This is a genomic window from Erythrobacter sp. SG61-1L, from assembly GCF_001305965.1.
GTDB lineage: Bacteria > Pseudomonadota > Alphaproteobacteria > Sphingomonadales > Sphingomonadaceae > Andeanibacterium.
Window position 1 is genome coordinate 290393 of record NZ_JXQC01000003.1, and the last position, 16740, is coordinate 307132.

At 63.4% G+C, this 16740-nt stretch carries 11 protein-coding genes; 3 read left to right on the top strand and 8 right to left on the bottom strand.

The genetic code is table 11. The features are described from left to right. Positions 1–19: 19 nt before the first annotated feature. The gene (locus SZ64_RS01640; RefSeq protein WP_054529235.1) at positions 20–931 is read right to left on the bottom strand and encodes an SDR family NAD(P)-dependent oxidoreductase; all 912 of its coding nucleotides are present in this window, start codon (positions 929–931) and stop codon (positions 20–22) included. Between the two features lie 5 nt (positions 932–936). After that, positions 937–1827, bottom strand: a complete 891-nt coding sequence (locus SZ64_RS01645; RefSeq protein ID WP_054529236.1) for an SDR family NAD(P)-dependent oxidoreductase — start codon at positions 1825–1827, stop codon at positions 937–939. Between the two features lie 237 nt (positions 1828–2064). Here SZ64_RS01645 and SZ64_RS01650 point away from each other — a divergent pair, with 237 nt between their 5' ends. Continuing rightward, complete coding sequence (locus tag SZ64_RS01650; protein ID WP_054529237.1) at positions 2065–2568, top strand: MarR family transcriptional regulator; 504 nt, start codon at positions 2065–2067, stop codon at positions 2566–2568. 205 nt (positions 2569–2773) lie between these two features. Next, entirely contained in the window at positions 2774–3493 is a 720-nt protein-coding gene (locus SZ64_RS01655; RefSeq protein WP_054529238.1) for a glutathione S-transferase family protein, read from the top strand. On the opposite strand, the gene glgX is transcribed toward SZ64_RS01655, so the two are convergent. Genes glgX through SZ64_RS01685 form a run of 6 tightly spaced genes read right to left on the bottom strand, consistent with a single transcriptional unit; the run spans position 3478 to position 14249 of the window. After that, positions 3478–5313, bottom strand: coding sequence for a glycogen debranching protein GlgX (glgX, locus tag SZ64_RS01660; RefSeq protein WP_054529239.1), 1836 nt, complete (start codon positions 5311–5313; stop codon positions 3478–3480). The genes SZ64_RS01655 and glgX overlap by 16 nt on opposite strands. Then, positions 5310–6941 (bottom strand): alpha-D-glucose phosphate-specific phosphoglucomutase, encoded by a 1632-nt coding sequence (locus SZ64_RS01665; RefSeq protein ID WP_054529240.1) that lies wholly within the window; start codon positions 6939–6941, stop codon positions 5310–5312. Before SZ64_RS01665 ends, glgX begins: the two co-directional genes overlap by 4 nt. 2 nt (positions 6942–6943) lie before the next feature. Further along, the gene (gene glgA / locus SZ64_RS01670) at positions 6944–8392 is read right to left on the bottom strand and encodes a glycogen synthase GlgA (protein WP_054529241.1); all 1449 of its coding nucleotides are present in this window, start codon (positions 8390–8392) and stop codon (positions 6944–6946) included. Beyond that, on the bottom strand, positions 8392–9654 hold the full coding sequence (glgC, locus tag SZ64_RS01675; RefSeq protein ID WP_082384390.1) for a glucose-1-phosphate adenylyltransferase: 1263 nt from the start codon (positions 9652–9654) through the stop codon (positions 8392–8394). Before glgC ends, glgA begins: the two co-directional genes overlap by 1 nt. A 12-nt stretch (positions 9655–9666) precedes the next feature. Then, positions 9667–11838 (bottom strand): 1,4-alpha-glucan branching protein GlgB, encoded by a 2172-nt coding sequence (gene glgB / locus SZ64_RS01680; RefSeq protein WP_054529243.1) that lies wholly within the window; start codon positions 11836–11838, stop codon positions 9667–9669. Next, the gene (locus tag SZ64_RS01685) at positions 11835–14249 is read right to left on the bottom strand and encodes a glycogen/starch/alpha-glucan phosphorylase (RefSeq protein ID WP_193391505.1); all 2415 of its coding nucleotides are present in this window, start codon (positions 14247–14249) and stop codon (positions 11835–11837) included. Before SZ64_RS01685 ends, glgB begins: the two co-directional genes overlap by 4 nt. Before the next feature lie 232 nt (positions 14250–14481). On the opposite strand from SZ64_RS01685, the gene SZ64_RS01690 reads away from it, so the two are divergent. Next, on the top strand, positions 14482–16110 hold the full coding sequence (locus SZ64_RS01690; protein WP_054529244.1) for an alpha-amylase family glycosyl hydrolase: 1629 nt from the start codon (positions 14482–14484) through the stop codon (positions 16108–16110). Positions 16111–16740 lie beyond the last annotated feature (630 nt).

Consider the following 16740-nt stretch of genomic DNA (forward strand, 5'->3'; position numbering starts at 1 on the left):
CCCAGAAGTGGCGGGCGCCTTAGGGTGCCTCGCGATAGATGGGGCTGCCGACCAGCCCCGGAATGAGATCGAGCGCGGTCTTCTCCCGCTCCTCGTCATGGCCGATGGCTCGCAGCATGGCCTCGAACCGGTCGGTGATGCCGGGTCGGAACTCCGGCGCGGTAAAAATGTAGAGCGCATTGTCGCGAATGCCTTGCAGCACGATCTCGCCCGCCTCTTCGGGGCTGGCGGTCAGCTTCGACAGGCGCTCGCGATCCTCATCGCTCAGGTTGAAGCGCGGGGGCGGACCCTTGGGCGCTTCATCCTGCGCGGCGAAGCGGGCAGGGCGGGTCTTCTCATATTCGCGGATATTGCTGCGCACGCCGCCGGGGCAGAAGGCGGAAACGCCGATCCCCTGCGGGGCCAGTTCCGCCCGCAATGCTTCGGACAGGCCCACCACGGCGAACTTGGTCGCCACATACATGCCGGCCTGGCTGTATTGCAGCACACCCGCCATGGACGCGGTGTTGACGATGTGCCCCCCTTCAGCATGCGCTAGGATGCGCGGAAGCATCGTGTGGGTGCCGTTGAACACCCCGTTGAGATTGACGTCCACTGCCCAGTCCCAATCGGCATAGGTGGCGGAACCAAGGCTCTTGAGGATGCCGATCCCGGCATTGTTGCACAGCACGTGCAGCTTGCCGATCAGCCGTTCCACCTCATCGGCGGCGGCGGCATAGGCATCGCGGTCCGTCACATCGAGCAGCAGCCCGTGGACCTTGCCCGCAAGGCCCGCTTCGGCCAGTTCGGCCTGTGCGGTGTCGAGGTGATCTTGCCGCACATCGGCAATCACCACGTTCATTCCCGCGCGGGCGAACACGATTGCCATTCCCAGACCGATCCCGCTGGCGCCGCCGGTGATGAAGGCGCCTTTTCCGGCTACGTCCTGCATGGCGCTCAGCCCGCCTGGCCCAGAGCGTCAGCCACGGCCTTGGCTTCTGCAGTCATCTTTGCGCGGCGTTCCTCGCTGGCGCGGCGGCGTTCGTCCAGTTCAAACTCTACGGGAAAAGCTGCCAGCATATCGTTGAAATAGCCGGCCACTTCATCGCGGAATTCGCCATGCGGGAAGATGTAGGGGCGGTTGTTCTCGATGGCGTCCACCACTTCATTGCCCAGATCGAACGGGTCCATCCCGCCTTCGATCGTGTCGCGTTTTTCATCGGCACCGGCGCCTTCATGGGCCTGGCGATAGACATCGCCTGCAGTCATCGCACGGGTCTTCACCATGCCGGGGCACAGCACGGAAACGCCGATATTATACGGCGCCAGCGCCAGCCGCAGGGAATCGCTCAGCCCGCGTACCGCGAATTTGGAAGCGGCATAGACGCCTGCGAAAGGCGGCACCGGGATCATCCCCGCCATGGAGGATGTGTTGACCACATGGCCGCCTTCGCCATGGGCCTTCATGCCGGGCACGAATTCCACGATGCCCGCGATCGTCCCGCCCAGATTGACGTTCAGGACATAGTCCCAATCCTCATAGCCGGCCTCGTCGATGGGGCTGCGCTGGCTGACGCCCACATTGTTGCACAGCACGTGGACATTGCCGAAGATGCGCGTGGTTTCCTCTGCAGCTTCTTTCATTGCCGCGCGATCCGAAACATCCAGCCTGATACAATGCAGGCGATTGGTGGAGCCGAGCAATTCGCGCGCCTCGGTCAAGTGGCTGTCCAGCAGATCGGCAACCACCACATTCATGCCCCGGTCGAGGACGGCGCGGGCCATGCCCAGGCCAATGCCGCTGCCCCCTCCGGTGATGAATGCCGTCTTGCCGCGAAACTCACGCATGGTCTTCTCCCCTTTTGCTGCCCGGTTTCTTGACCTTGTCCGCTTTTCGGACCGGTTTCTCCGGAGCCTTTGCATCGCGCGCCCTAGCTAATCTCGAAAGGATCGGTAGAAGGCGCTATCTGGGAGAGTTAGAGCACAAAAGCCTTTTTGACACCATCAAAAAGATGGTGTCAGATCACTCAGAGTCCCGTGGGGGTTAGTTTGACCGAGTTACAAACCAAGGTGCAGCAGGCAGATATGAGCGACGAATCGGGCCGGGCGACACGCAGCCCGAACCAGCGTTCCGGCCCGCTGGGCGAACTGGTTACCATGCGCATGATCATCCTGTTCGGCCTGCTGCGGCGCAGTGGTGTGCTGGCCCAGCGCAGGCAGTTCGACCTTTCGGAAACCGAATGGCGGATCATGGTGCAGGTCGGCGAATTTGCCCCGCTTTCGCTCAATGGTCTGGCCGATCTCCTGTTGCAGGATCGCGGCCAGCTCAGCCGGGCCGTGAAAGCCATGGTGGAACGCGGTCTGCTCTCGCGTGAGCGCAAGCCGGGCGGCCCTGAGATCGAGATCGATCTTACCAAGCAGGGCCGCGAGCTTTACGCCCGCATGATTGAACGCGTGGTGGAACGCGACCACAAACTGACCGAAGGCATTCCGCCGGAGGACATCAAGGTGCTGTGGCGCATCATCGATACGATGGTGGGGCGTGCGGAAGTGATGATGGAGGAAGAGCGCAGGCTGGGCGGCGAATAGGCCCTGACATCGTCATTGCGAGCAAAGCGAAACAATCCAGGGCCTGACGCGTTCCGCCTTGGATTGCTTCGGGCCTCCAGCCCTCGCAATGATGAGTGCATATAGGTCGCGCTGCTTTCAATTCATCCTTTTTTCCCGCATCCCTCTCGACATTTTGACAATGTCAAATAAGAGTGCCCCAAAAGCCATACGGGGAAGGATGCACATGCTCGCGCTCTATCATTTCGGTCCGGTCGCCAATTCGCTCACGCCGCTGCTCTGCCTGCTGGAGAAGGGGCTGGAGTTCGAGAACCGCTTTCTCGACAGCCGCAAATGGGAACATCACACGCCGGAATTTCAGGCTCTCAGCCCTGACGGCATGGTGCCGATCCTGGTCCATGACGGCCGCGTCCTGCGTGAATCGACGGTGATCAACGAATATATCGACACCGTCTTCCCCACTCCGCCCCTGCGCCCGGACAATGCCTGGCTCTGCGCGGAAATGCGGGTGCTGACCAAATATGTGGACGAATATTTCTGCCCCGCGCTGACCACGGTTGGCGCACACGGCGCCACGCCTTTCGCCTCCAAGATCGACAAGGAGGAAATGGCCCAGATCCTTGCCCGCATGCCGAATGACGAAGTGCGCAAGAAATGGCAGACCGTTTCCAACAAGGGCTATTCGGTCGAGGAACTGGCCGATGCGAAGCGCCGCCTGTCCAATTGCATAGCGCGGGCCGAACAGCATCTGGCCCATGGCGGCGACTGGCTGCTGGGCGATTTCTATTCGCTGGCGGATATCAAATGGTATTCGATGGCACCCGCCCTGCCGCGCGTGATGCCCGATGAATGCAATGCAGAATCCGCGCCGCTGTTGACGGCTTGGCTCGCCCGCATGGCGGAACGCCCCGCCGTGAAGGCGCTGGACGACTATCGCCGCAAGTGATTGCCGCCGTTCACCGGCTCTCCACCTATTTCGGCCATGCTCACCTTATGGGCATGGCGGTCCAGCGTGATCGTATAGGGGCGGGCCGGATCGGCTGAAGTGAAGGTGAAGCCCTTCGTGCCGGGCCGTTCCCAGTCGCTCACGGCCATGGCGTGCCCATCCGGGTGGCACCATTCTCCGATGACCGGGAAATGGCGGAACCAGTCCACTCTGGCCGCGCGCCATTCGGCAAGGGCGAAGGCATGGGCTTCCAACTCGCGGTTGCGGCCTTCCCAGTCCAGCCAGCCTATTTCATTATCCTGGCAATAGGCGTTGTTGTTGCCGTGCTGGGTGCGTCCGAATTCGTCGCCCGCAGTGAGCATGATCGTGCCGGTGGAGGCCATCAGCGTGTCCAGCATGGCGCGCAGATCGGCCATGCGCTCGGCAATGATCGCCGGATCGCTGCAGGGCCCTTCAACGCCGTGGTTCCATGAGTAATTCTCATGGTGGCCGTCGCGATTATCCTCGCCATTGGCTTGATTGTGGCGGTGTTCGTAGGCGACCGTGTCGGCCAGCGTGAACCCGTCATGCGCGGCAAGGAAATTGACCGTGCGGCTGTGTCCTTCGCCGAAAATGTCGGAAGAACCGGCGATCCGCGTGGCGAGCAGCCCGATGCCTACATCGCCGCGCCAGAAGCGGCGGACATCGTCGCGATAGCGGTCGTTCCATTCCAGCCAGTTGGCTGGGAAATGGCCCAGCTGATAGCCGCCCGGCCCGATGTCCCACGGTTCGGCAATCAGGATACGGTCCGCCAGCAGCGGATCGGCGGCGATTTCGGCAAAGATGGGCGCGTGGGGGGCGAAACCCGGCCCGCGCGCCATCACCGGGGCCAGATCGAAACGGAAGCCATCCACTCCGCAATGGCGCACGAAATGGCGCATCGTGTCGAGCGCAAGCTGCCGCACGGCCGGATTGGCGAAATCCAGCGTATTGCCGCAGCCCGTATCGTTGATCAGGGCGCCATCAGGTTCATGCGCATAGGCGGCATCGTCCAGCCCGCGCAGGCAGATCACGCCGCCCTCCAGATCGCTCTCGCCCGTGTGGTTCAGCACGATGTCCAGGATTACGTCGATCCCGGCCTTGTGCAGTGCGGCCACCGTTTCGCGCAGTTCGGCCACGCCGCCGGGGCACAGGCCCGGATCGAGCGCCGTGGGCGCCACAGGATTATAGCCCCAGGCATTGGTCAGGCCCAGCGGGGGCAGGTGCCGCTCGTCGATCCAGGCGACCACCGGCATCAGTTCCACCGCGCCGACATGCAGCGCCTTGAGGTGAGCCAGCACAGCAGGGTGCGCCAGCGCCGCCACTGTGCCGCGCAGATGCGGCGGCACGTCCGGGTGGCGCATGGTGAAGCCGCGCACGCTCAGCTCATAGACCAGCCCGCCCGGAGTGAAGCCGGGCTTGCGCTTGCGCACGGCAGGCAGTTTGCCCGGCACGATGGCGCGCGGAACAAGCCCGCCCGTATCGGCGCCATGTTCGGCCAGGGAGGGATGCTGGGTGAAGCGCCGGTCAAGCTCCACGGCATAGGGATCGACCAGCAGTTTGGCATGATCGAACCACAGGCCCTTTTCCGGCGCCCAGTCGCCCGATGCACGATAGCCGTAATGGGCGCCGGTCAGATCCTGCGGCAGGTCCGCCAGCCAGATGTCGCCATCCCGGTGCATCGGCACATGGCGTTCCCGCCCATGTTCGAACAGGCATACGCACATGCCTTCCGCGCGGGGCGCACGCACTGCAAAGCGGGTGCGCCCCTTGCTGAAGCTGGCGCCGAGGGGAAAACTCACGTTACGACGTCAGGCGCGGTGCGGCCGGTGTGGCGGGCGATCCCGGCGATTGCATCGGCGGCGGCGGTCAGATCGGCCAGCATGGCGGGGGGTTTCTCAGCCAGAGCGCCGCCAGCGGGTTCGTAGCGTTCCAGATAGACGCGCAGGGTGGCCCCATCCGTGCCCGTGCCGGACAGGCGGAAGGCGATGCGCGATCCGCCTTCGAACAACACGCGGATGCCCTGATTGGCGCTGACGGAGCCATCGACCGGGTCGCTATAGGCAAAGCTGTCTGCCTCCGCGACTGTCAGCGGGCCATAGGTGGTGCCGGGCAGGGTGGGGAGGGCGGCGGTCAGTTCCGCCATCAGCGCATTGGCGCTCTCGGTCGGCAGGGCTTCGTAATCATGGCGGGCGTAGTAATTGCGGCCATATTTCGCCCAATGCTCCCGCGCCAGATCGGCCACGCTGATCCGGCGGACGGTCAGAATGTTGAGCCACAGCAGCACGGCCCACAGCCCGTCTTTCTCGCGCACATGGTCGCTGCCGGTGCCCGCGCTTTCCTCGCCGCAGATGGTGGCCATTCCGGCATCCAGCAGATTGCCGAAGAACTTCCAGCCAGTGGGCGTTTCATAGAAGGCAATGCCCAGCGCAGCCGCCACCCGGTCCGCCGCGGCGCTGGTGGGCATGGAACGGGCAATGCCTTTCAAGCCGCTCGCATAGGCCGGGGCGAGGTGGGCATTGGCCGCCAGCATGGCCAGCGAATCCGAAGGAGTTACGAAGCAGTGCTTGCCGATGATGAGGTTGCGATCCCCGTCGCCATCGGAAGCCGCGCCGAAGGGCGGGGCATCCGTGCTCATCATCAGATCGTAGAGGACCTTGGCATGGACGAGGTTCGGATCGGGATGATGCCCGCCGAAATCCTCCAGCGGGGTGCCGTTATGGACAGTGCCTGCAGGGAAGCCGAGCCGGTTTTCCAGGATTTCATGGGCGTAAGGCCCGGTCACGGCATGCATGGCGTCGAAGGCCATGGTGAAGCCTTCTGCCACCGCCGCGCGGATGGCGGCGAAATCGAACAGGCTTTCCATCAGGTCGGCATAATCGCTGACCGGGTCGATTACTTCCACGGCCATGCCCGCGACCTGCGCCGTGCCCAGAGTGTCGAGATCGACATCGGGCGCGTCCACACTCAGCCAGCGGTCAATCGTGGCAGTGCGGGCAAAGATCGCCTCGGTCACGCTCTCCGGCGCGGGGCCGCCATTGGCGATGTTGTATTTGATCCCGAAATCCTCGTCCGGCCCGCCGGGATTGTGGCTGGCAGACAGGATCAGCCCGCCGCTGGCACCATATTTGCGGATCACATGGCTGGCGGCCGGGGTGGACAGGATGCCGCCTTTGCCCACCAGCACACGGCCATAGCCGTTCGCGGCGGCGATGCGGATCGCCTGCTGGATCACCGTGCGATTATGGAAGCGCCCGTCGCCCCCGATTACCAGCGTCGATCCTGCCTCCGGCTGGACCGCGTCGAACACGGACTGGATGAAGTTTTCGGCATAATTGGGTTGCTGGAACACCCGCACCTTCTTGCGCAGGCCGGACGTGCCGGGCTTCTGCCCTTCGAAGGGAGTGGTGGGGATCGAGATCGCCGTCATGCTCAGCCTTCCGTCAACTGGCGGTACAGGGCGGCATAGGCCGCGCCGCTGCGCTTCCACGAGAAATCGCAGGCCATGCCGTTCTTCTGCAGCCGCTGCCATTCGGCCCGGTTGCGATAAAGCTCTATCGTGCGGCTGATCGCGGTGGCCATGGGGTGATAATGCACCCCGCCGAACTGCACGCCGGTGGCTACGCCTTGGGTCAGCGCGGCGACATTGGCGTCGATCACCGTATCGGCCAGCCCGCCCGTGCGGGCCACTACCGGCACGCAGCCATAGGCGAGGCCGTAAAGCTGAGTGAGGCCGCAAGGCTCGAAACGGCTGGGGATCAGGATCGCGTCGCCACCGCCCTGCATCCGGTGGGAAAGCGCTTCGTCATAGCCGATGCGGATGGCGATGCGGCCGGGATGGCGCGCCGCCGCCTTGTGCAGCGCCTGTTCGATGGCCTTGTCGCCCGATCCGAGCAGAGCCAGTCTTGCGCCATTGCCCACCAGATGGTCGGCAATCTCGGGCAGCACATCCATGCCCTTCTGCCAGGTGAGGCGGCTGATGGCGATGAACAGCGGGCCGTCATCCATTTCCAGCCCGAATTCCGTTTCCAGTACGCGCTTGTTTTTCAAGCGCTTGGAAATTGTTTTTGCAGTGAAGTTTGAAGAAAGGGCCGGGTCCGTTTCCGGGTTCCATTCCTCGCTGTCGATGCCGTTGAGGATGCCGCTCACCCGGTCCCCCCGGCTGGCGACGAGGCCTTCCAGCCCCATGCCGAATTCGCTCATGCGGATTTCGGCGGCATAGCTGGGGCTGACGGTCGTCACCCGGTCTGCCAGTTGCAGCCCGGCCTTGAGGAAGCCTACCCCGGCATAGCTTTCCACCCCGTCGATGGACCATGCGGCCTGCGGCAGGCCCAGCCCGCCGAAGATCGACGGCGGGAAATAGCCCTGGAAGGCCATGTTATGGATAGTCATCACGCTGGGCACATTGTGCCCTTCGAAGGGGGCGAAGCGCAGATAGGCGATGGCCATGGCGGCCTGCCAGTCATGCGCATGAAGCACGGCGAAGCGCTTGCCCTTTACCGCGCCACCCGCCACATCGGCTGCAGCCCGGCCAAAGGCAGCGAAGCGCCGCCAATTGTCGCCCCAATCCTTGCCGTTCGGATCGGAATAGGGGCTGCCGTCACGGCTAAAATAGCCCGGCGCGTCCAGCACCAGCAGCGGATGCGTGCCCAGCTTTGCCGAAAGCAGCCGGGCCGGTTCGCCCAGCAGGCTGTCCCACCGATGGACCTCACGCGCGCGCTTCAGCCCGGCCAGCACCTTGGGATAGCCGGGCAGCATGGTGGTCATGGCCACGCCATGCGGCTCCACCGCGGCGGGCAGGGCGCCCGCCACATCGGCCAGCCCGCCGGTCTTGATCAGCGGGACGGCTTCCGACGAGAGAGAAAGGACGGGTAGCGGCATCAGTCCTTCAGCGCGGCAATCATCTGCTTGGTGATCAGGCATACGCCGTTTTCGGTGCGGCGGAAACGGCGCGCATCCAGTTCAGGATCTTCGCCCACCACCAGCTTTTCAGGAATGCGCACACCGGAATCGATGATCACGCGCGAAAGGCGGGCGCCCCGGCCGATGTTGCAATAGGGCAGGATCACGGCCTCATCCACGCTGGAGAAGCTGCCCATCTTCACGCCGGTGAACAGCAGGCTGCGCTTGGCCAGCGCGCCCGAGACGATGCAATCCTGGCTGATGAGCGAGGAAATGGCATGGCCGCGCCGCCCATCCTGATCATGCACGAACTTGGCCGGGGCGGCCACGATCTGGTCGGTCCAGATCGGCCATTCCCGGTCATACATGTTGAGCTTGGGCACTGTGTCGGTCAGGTCCAGATTGGCCTCGAAATAGGCATCCAGCGTGCCGACATCGCGCCAATATTCCTCGATTTCCTCGGCGGCGCGGATGCAGCTGTCGGTAAAGCGGTGGGCCACTGCCTTGCCGTGCTTCACGATGTAGGGGATCACGTCCCCGCCGAAATCGCGCGAAGAATTGGGATCGGCAGCATCGCGGCGCAGCTGGTCGAACAGGAATTCCGTGTCGAACACATAAATGCCCATGGATGCCAGCGCGTGATCCGGATCGCCCGGAATGGCCGGGGGATCGGCGGGTTTTTCGACGAATTCGGTGATCGTGCTGTTCTCGTCCACCTTCATCACGCCGAAGCCGGTGGCATCCTTGCGCGGCACGACCAGACAGCCCACGGTGACATCGGCGCCCGAATTGACGTGCTGGCGCAGCATCAGTTCGTAATCCATCTTGTAGATGTGATCGCCTGCCAGAATGACCATATATTTGGGGGCGTGGGCTTCGATGATGTCGATGTTCTGATAGACCGCGTCGGCGGTGCCTTCATACCAGTGCAGCTCGTCGATACGCTGGGATGCGGGCAGGATGTCGAAGCTTTCGTTTCGTTCCGGCCGCATGAAGTTCCATGCGCGCTGCATGTGGCGGATCAGCGAATGGGCCTTGTATTGCGTGGCCACGCCGATGCGGCGGATGCCTGAATTGATCGCGTTGGACAGCGCGAAATCCACGATACGGCTCATGCCGCCGAAATAGACCGCGGGCTTGGCGCGGTTATCGGTCAGTTCCTTCAGGCGGCTGCCGCGGCCGCCTGCCAGCACATAGGCCATGGCGTCACGCGCCAGAGGTTGTCCGGAGAGATCCCTCATCGTCTTACCTGCTCAGTCCTTTCCCGCATATTCGAGCATGATCGTGGCAAGCGGCGGCAATATGACATGCGCCGCCCCATTTTCCGCCACAACCTGCCCCTTGTTGCCCTTGCCGCTGCCGCCGTAATATTCGGCATCGCTGTTCAGCACTTCGCGCCAGACCCCGTCGATCGGCAGGGGCAGGCGGTAATGGTCATGCAGCGTCGGTGTCATGTTGCTGATCACTGCCACGGGCGCCGCATCGGGTGCCTTGCGCAGCCAGGCGAACACCGATGCCCCGGCATCGTCCGCCACCAGCCATTCGAAGCCGTCGCCTTCGCAATCGCGCGCATGCAGCGCGCCGCGCGTGCGATAGAGCCGGTTGAGATCGCGCAGCAGGCGGCGTACCCCTTCGTGGGACGGTGCATCCAGCAGATCCCAGTCGAGCGCGCGTTCTTCGCTCCATTCGCGGCGCTGGGCGAATTCCTGCCCCATGAACAGCAGCTTCTTGCCCGGATAGCCCCACATGAAGGTGTAATAGGCGCGCAGATTGGCGAATTGCTGCCAATCGTCGCCGCTCATCTTGTTCAGCAGCGATCCCTTGCCGTGGACCACTTCGTCATGGCTCAGCGGCAGGACGAAATTCTCGGCAAAGGCATACATCAGGCCGAAAGTGATGTCCTCGTGATGGAACTTCCGGTGCACCGGTTCGCGCCCCATGTAGCGCAATGTGTCGTGCATGAAGCCCATGTTCCACTTGAAGCCGAAGCCGAGGTTCTCGCGCGGGCCATCGTCATAGGCAGGCAGGCTCACGCCGGGCCATGCCGTGCTTTCCTCGGCAATGGTGATCGTGCCGGGCTGGCTGCCATAGACGGCGCGGTTCATCTGGCGCAGGAATTCCACTGCCTCCCAGTTTTCGCGCCCGCCTTCCTTGTTGGGAATCCATTCCCCGGCCTCGCGCGAATAGTCGCGGTAGAGCATGGAGGCGACGGCATCCACGCGCAGCCCGTCGACGTGATAGCGTTCCGCCCAGAACAGCGCGTTGTTGACGAGGAAGCTGGAAACCTCCCGCCGCCCGAAATTGTAGATCGCCGTGTTCCAGTCAGGATGGAAGCCAAGGCGCGGGTCTTCATGTTCATAGAGCGCCGTGCCGTCGAAGCGGGCGAGGCCGTGCTCGTCTGTGGGGAAGTGGGCGGGCACCCAGTCGATCAGCACACCGATCCCGGCGCGGTGGGCGCCGTCCACGAAGCGAGCGAAGCCGTCCGGCCCGCCGAAACGGGCGGATGGGGCATAAAGCCCGGTGGTCTGGTAACCCCAGCTGGGATCGTAGGGATGTTCGGATACCGGCAGGAATTCGATATGAGTGAAGCCCATGTCGACCACATAGGGGATCAGCCGCTCGGCCATTTCATCCCAGCTCAGGAACCAGCCATGCTCGTTCCTTTGCCACGATCCGGGGTGAACTTCGTAGATCGAGATCGCTTCGCGCCGGGGATCGACGGATGACCAGTGCCGCCGGTGTGCATCGTCGCCCCAGTCGTGCTTCACCGGATCGGCAGTGAGCGACGCGGTCTTGGGGCGCAGTTCCGACGCGAAGGCATAGGGATCGGCCTTGAGCGGTTGCACCGTGCCGTCCGGCCCGACGATGCGGTATTTATAGGCGCGGCCCGCGCCGATATCCGGCACGAAGATTTCCCATACGCCAATGTCCTTGCGGTTGCGCATGGGGTGGCGGGCAGGGTTCCAGTCGTTGAAATCGCCCACCACGCTCACCTGCCGGGCATTGGGTGCCCAGACGGCGAAGTGCACGCCTTCGGCGCCTTCATGGGTGATGCAATGGGCGCCCATCTTGTCGAACAGGCGGTAATGCGTTCCCTGCGCGATCAGGAAATCGTCCACCGGGCCGAGCACCGGGCCGAAGGCATAGGCGTCCGTCACCCACCATTCGTGCCCGCCGCCGCGGCAGCGATATTTCACCGGCTTGGGCTGGCCCCGCAGCTTGCCTTCGAACAGCCCGCGCGGATCGGTGCAGGCCATCTTGCCCAGGGCACCGCCCTTCAGGCTGAAGGCACTCACTTCCTCCGCGCCGGGCAGAATCGCCCGGGCGAAGGTTCCTTCCGGCCCCGCATGGGGGCCTAACAGCGAAAACGGGTCCGAGTGCGTGCCATCGAGAAGCGCGGAAATTGCGGATTTGGATGGCTTCACAGGACTCCCCAGATCTCCCGGGCGTATTCGCCGATGGTCCGGTCCGAAGAGAACCAGCCGACATTGGCGATATTCCGGATTGCCTTCTCGCGCCAGCCCGCTTGATCTTCCCACATGCGGTCGACGCCGCGCTGGGCCGAGTGATAGGCATCGAAATCGGCGGCGACCATGAACCAGTCATGGTCGTAAAGCCCGCGCATCAGATCGGCATAGCGGGTCGGATCGTCGGGAGAGAACACGCCCGAGGCAATGCAATTAACGGCCTGATGCAGCTCGCGCGAACCTTCGATCACTTCGCGCGGGACATAGCCATTGGCCCGCTTTTCCGCGACTTCTTCCGCCGTCAGGCCGAAGATCACGATGTTCTCGTCGCCCACCCGGTCCTTGATCTCGATATTCGCGCCGTCCAGCGTGCCGATGGTCAGCGCGCCGTTGAGGGCGAATTTCATGTTGCCGGTGCCGGATGCTTCCATGCCGGCCGTGGAAATCTGTTCCGAAAGGTCCGCCGCCGGAATGATCTGTTCGGCCAGGCTGACATTGTAGTTCGGCACGAACACGACCTTCAGCAAACCGCCCACTGCCGGATCGGCATTGACGCGCCGGGCAATGTCATTGGCCAGTTTGATGACCAGCTTGGCATTGTGATAGCTCGCCGCCGCCTTGCCGCCGAAGATCTTCACGCGCGGCACCCAGTCCTGTTCGGGATGGCTGCGGATCTGATCGTAGAGCGCCACGGTCTCCACCAGATTGAGCAGCTGGCGCTTGTATTCGTGGATGCGCTTCACCTGCACGTCGAACAATGCATCGGGATTGAGGCGGATGCCGGTGAGTTCCTTCACCCGCGCGGCCAGCGCCACCTTGTTGGCGCGCTTCACTTCCGCGATCCGTTCGCCCAGCTGGGGATCGGCGGCCAGCTTGTTCAGATCGGCCAGCTTTTCCGTATCGTCCAGGAAGCCATCGCCGATGGCGTCCTTCAGCACGGAAACCAGCCCGGTATTGCATTGCTGCAGCCAGCGGCGCGGGGTGACGCCATTGGTCTTGTTGTTGATCTTGCCGGGATAGAGCTTGTGCAGATCGGCGAAGACGGTGGTCTTCATCAGTTCCGTATGCAGCGCGGCCACGCCGTTCACACTATGCGCCCCGGCAAAGGCCAGGTTCGCCATGCGCACGCGGCGGCCGTTGGTTTCGTCGATCAGCGAGATGGCGGAGATCGCCGCATCGTCCAGCCCCTTCTTGCGGGCTTCGCGCAGCACGCGGCTGTTGATCGCATAGACGATCTGCATGTGCCGTGGCAGCAACCGCTCGAACAGAGGTAGGGGCCATGCCTCCAGCGCCTCGGGCAGCAGAGTGTGGTTGGTATAGGCGACAGTGCGGCAGGTTACGTCCCACGCTTCGTCGAATTCCAGCCCGTGCTGATCCACCAGCAGGCGCATCAGTTCCGGCACGGCAACGGCAGGGTGCGTATCGTTCAGCTGGATCGCCGCGTGATCGGGCAGGGTGCGCACATCGCCCTGATATTGGACGTGGCGGCGCACGATGTCCTGGATGGAGGCGGAGGTGAAGAAATATTCCTGCCGCAGGCGCAGTTCCTGCCCGGCGGGGCTGGAATCCGCCGGATAGAGCACGCGCACAAGGCTGTCGGCCCGCAGGTTGGATTCGAGCGCGCCGAAATGGTCACCCGAATTGAAGGCGCCAAGGTCGATCGGGTCGAGCGAATTGGCCGTCCACAGGCGCAGGGTGTTCACCCGCTTGCCGCGCCAGCCCACCACCGGCGTATCGACGGCAGAAGCTTCGACATGTTCGGCAGGCTTCCACACCGCTACATCGCCTTCGGCCACCACTTCGCCGCCGAAGCCGATCAGATAGGCGCTTTCCCGCCGGTCGAATTCCCAGGGATTTCCGTGGCTCAGCCAGGTTTCCGGCAGTTCGACCTGCCAGCCATCCTTCAATGCCTGACGGAACATGCCGTTCACATAACGGATGCCATAGCCATATGCCGGGATGTCCAGGCTGGCGAGGCTCTCCATGAAACAGGCGGCCAGGCGGCCAAGCCCGCCATTGCCCAGCGCCGCATCGGGCTCCAGGCTTTCGATGGCGGCAAGGTCCAGCCCGTGATTGCGCAGGGCCTGTTCCATCTCCCGCGTCAGCCCCATGTTGGACAGGGCATCGCGCAGCAGGCGGCCGATCAGGAATTCGAGGCTGAGATAATAGACGCGCTTGCCCTTAGCATCGTAAGTCTGGCGGGTGGATTCCATCCACCTGTCAATGACTTCATCGCGCAGGGCGAGCACCGTGGCCGTGAACCAGTCATGCTGCTTGGCGGCACGCTCGTCCTTGCCTACGCGGTGGCGCAGCACGTCGATCAGGTTGGCGTCGATTTCCCGGGTCTTTTCGCTGGGTGTGGATGGCACGGACGGCAGGCTCCGAAATACGGTTGCACCGGCCGGCTGGCACCGCGTTGCCGCGAGACCGCCGACGACTCTTCCTCCGTAGCTCCTCAACTCATCGCCTAAGCCATTCCGGCACCCGCCCGCAAGCACTTGCCGCAGCGTAGGGAATAAAATTCGTCCACCGTTGCAAGGCCACTGCCCTGACACGAATTTTTGCTTATGCTGCACTGCACAGTAATCTTGTGGGGCATTGATGACCGAAGCCGACCGGAACCCTGATCTTCCCTGGTGGCGCGGGGCCGCGATCTACCAGATCTATCCCCGCAGCTTTCTGGACACGAATGGAGACGGGGTGGGCGATCTTGCCGGGATCGCGCGCAACATGGGCCACATCGCCTCGCTGGGCGTGGATGCCATCTGGATTTCGCCCTTCTTCACCTCGCCCATGCGCGATTTCGGCTATGATGTGGCCGATTTCTGCGATGTTGATCCGGTGTTCGGCACGCTGGGAGATTTCGACCGGGTGGTTGAGGTGGCCCATGCGCACGGGCTGCGCGTGCTGATCGACCAGGTCTATGCCCATACGTCGGACCTGCATCCGTGGTTCGCCGAAAGCCGCTCCGCCGTCGAAAATCCCAGGTCGGACTGGTATGTCTGGGCCGATCCCAACGAAGACGGGACGCCGCCCTGCAACTGGCAATCGGTGTTCGGCGGCCCGGCATGGACATGGGACGGCCGCCGTCGCCAATATTACATGCACACTTTCCTGAAAGAACAGCCGCAGCTTAACGTGCATAATCCGCAGGTGCAGGATGCCTTGCTGGGCGTGGCGCGTTTCTGGTTGGAACGTGGGGTTGACGGCTTCCGGCTGGATGCGCTGAACCATTCGATGCACGATCCGCAATTGCGCGATAATCCGCCTGCCCCGCATGACGGCAGGCAGTTCAACCGGCCATTCGATTACCAGTTGAAAATCCACAGCCAGTCCCAGCCGGGGATCGTGGGCTTCATCGAACGTATCCGCGGCCTTTGTGACGATTACGGCGCGATCTTCACCATGGCTGAAGTGGGCGGGGAAAAGTCCGAGATCGAGATGAAGGCCTTCACCGCGGGCGATCACCGGCTGAACAGTGCCTATGGCTTCAACTTCCTCTATTCCCCCGCGCTCACTCCCGCGCTGGTGGCCGATGCCATGGCGCAGTGGCAGGGCCTGCCCGGCGAAGACGGGCTGGCCGAAGGCTGGCCGAGCTGGGCCTTCGAAAACCACGACGCGCCACGCGCTGTATCGCGCTGGTGCGCCATGGTGGACATGGACCACTTCGCCCGGATGAAGTTGGCCCTGCTCGCCTCGCTGCGGGGAGATATCATCCTCTATCAGGGGGAGGAACTGGGGCTGGAACAGGACGAAATCCCCTTCCACCTGCTGCAAGACCCGGAGGCAATCGCCAACTGGCCGCTCACCCTTTCCCGCGACGGCGCACGCACGCCGATGCCGTGGATCGCCGGGGCAGAGCAGGGCGGCTTTACCAGCGGCACCCCCTGGCTGCCGCTATCCGCCCCCAATCTGGAACGCGCGGTGGATGTGCAGGAACAGGACGGGGATTCCATCCTCAACCTCACCCGCCAGCTGCTTGCCCTGCGCAAGGCCCATCCGGCACTGCATCACGGCAGTTTCGGCGGCTGCATCGCGGCAGGCAATGTGCTTTCCTTCGAGCGGGAAGCGGATGGGCAGCTTGTGCGCTGCATCTACAATTTCTCGCCCGAGCCGGTCGATCTGGCGGAGCTGGATGGCATTGAACCGGGCGGGCAGCCGCTGCTGTCGCTCAATCCGGGTGAGGATGGGCAGTTGGGCGGTTACGCGGCTTTGTGGCTGGTGGTTTGAGGGCTCTTGGGGTGGAGGTTTCGGCGCAGGTGGTGACCTCCGCGTTATCTTCATCGTCATCCTGAGCTCGTCTCAGGATCCATTTATCCGGATCGAGTGGCAGTTCGTGGGGAAGAATGGATGCTGAAACGAGTTCAGCATGACGAGAGATTGAACAATGCGGTTCCCTATCTTGACAAAACGAACCATATTGGCTATGTACTCGCCCGCCAGTAACCAACTGGCTCCAGCGGCGGGTCGGGGGTGCTTTGCGCTTCGCTCTTGGTTCCTCCGTTTCCGGGCCGGCGTTTCGGGTGAGCCGGGTGAGGTCAGGCGGATAGCAACGCCTCCCTCGCCTTTCACGGAAGCGTCCGCACCTTCTGCCGGCACAGGCGCCGGCTCTCGCCGAATGTCACGGCGCGGGCTGCGCGGGTAGCGCCGGGGGCGGCTCACTTGCGAGCCCTTCGCTGCCCCCGTCTGAGCCGGAAAGGGCCGAGCGGTGAGTTCTCGCGGACTTTACCCGCCATTCGCAGACAAAACCGCGTCACCGGGCTCCCATGCGGGCGCCCCGAAACACCGGCCCGGACCCGTCCGACTGGTTTTCCCTTCCGGCGTTATTCCGCATTCGCCAGCGGAGGATGGGTGTGTCTG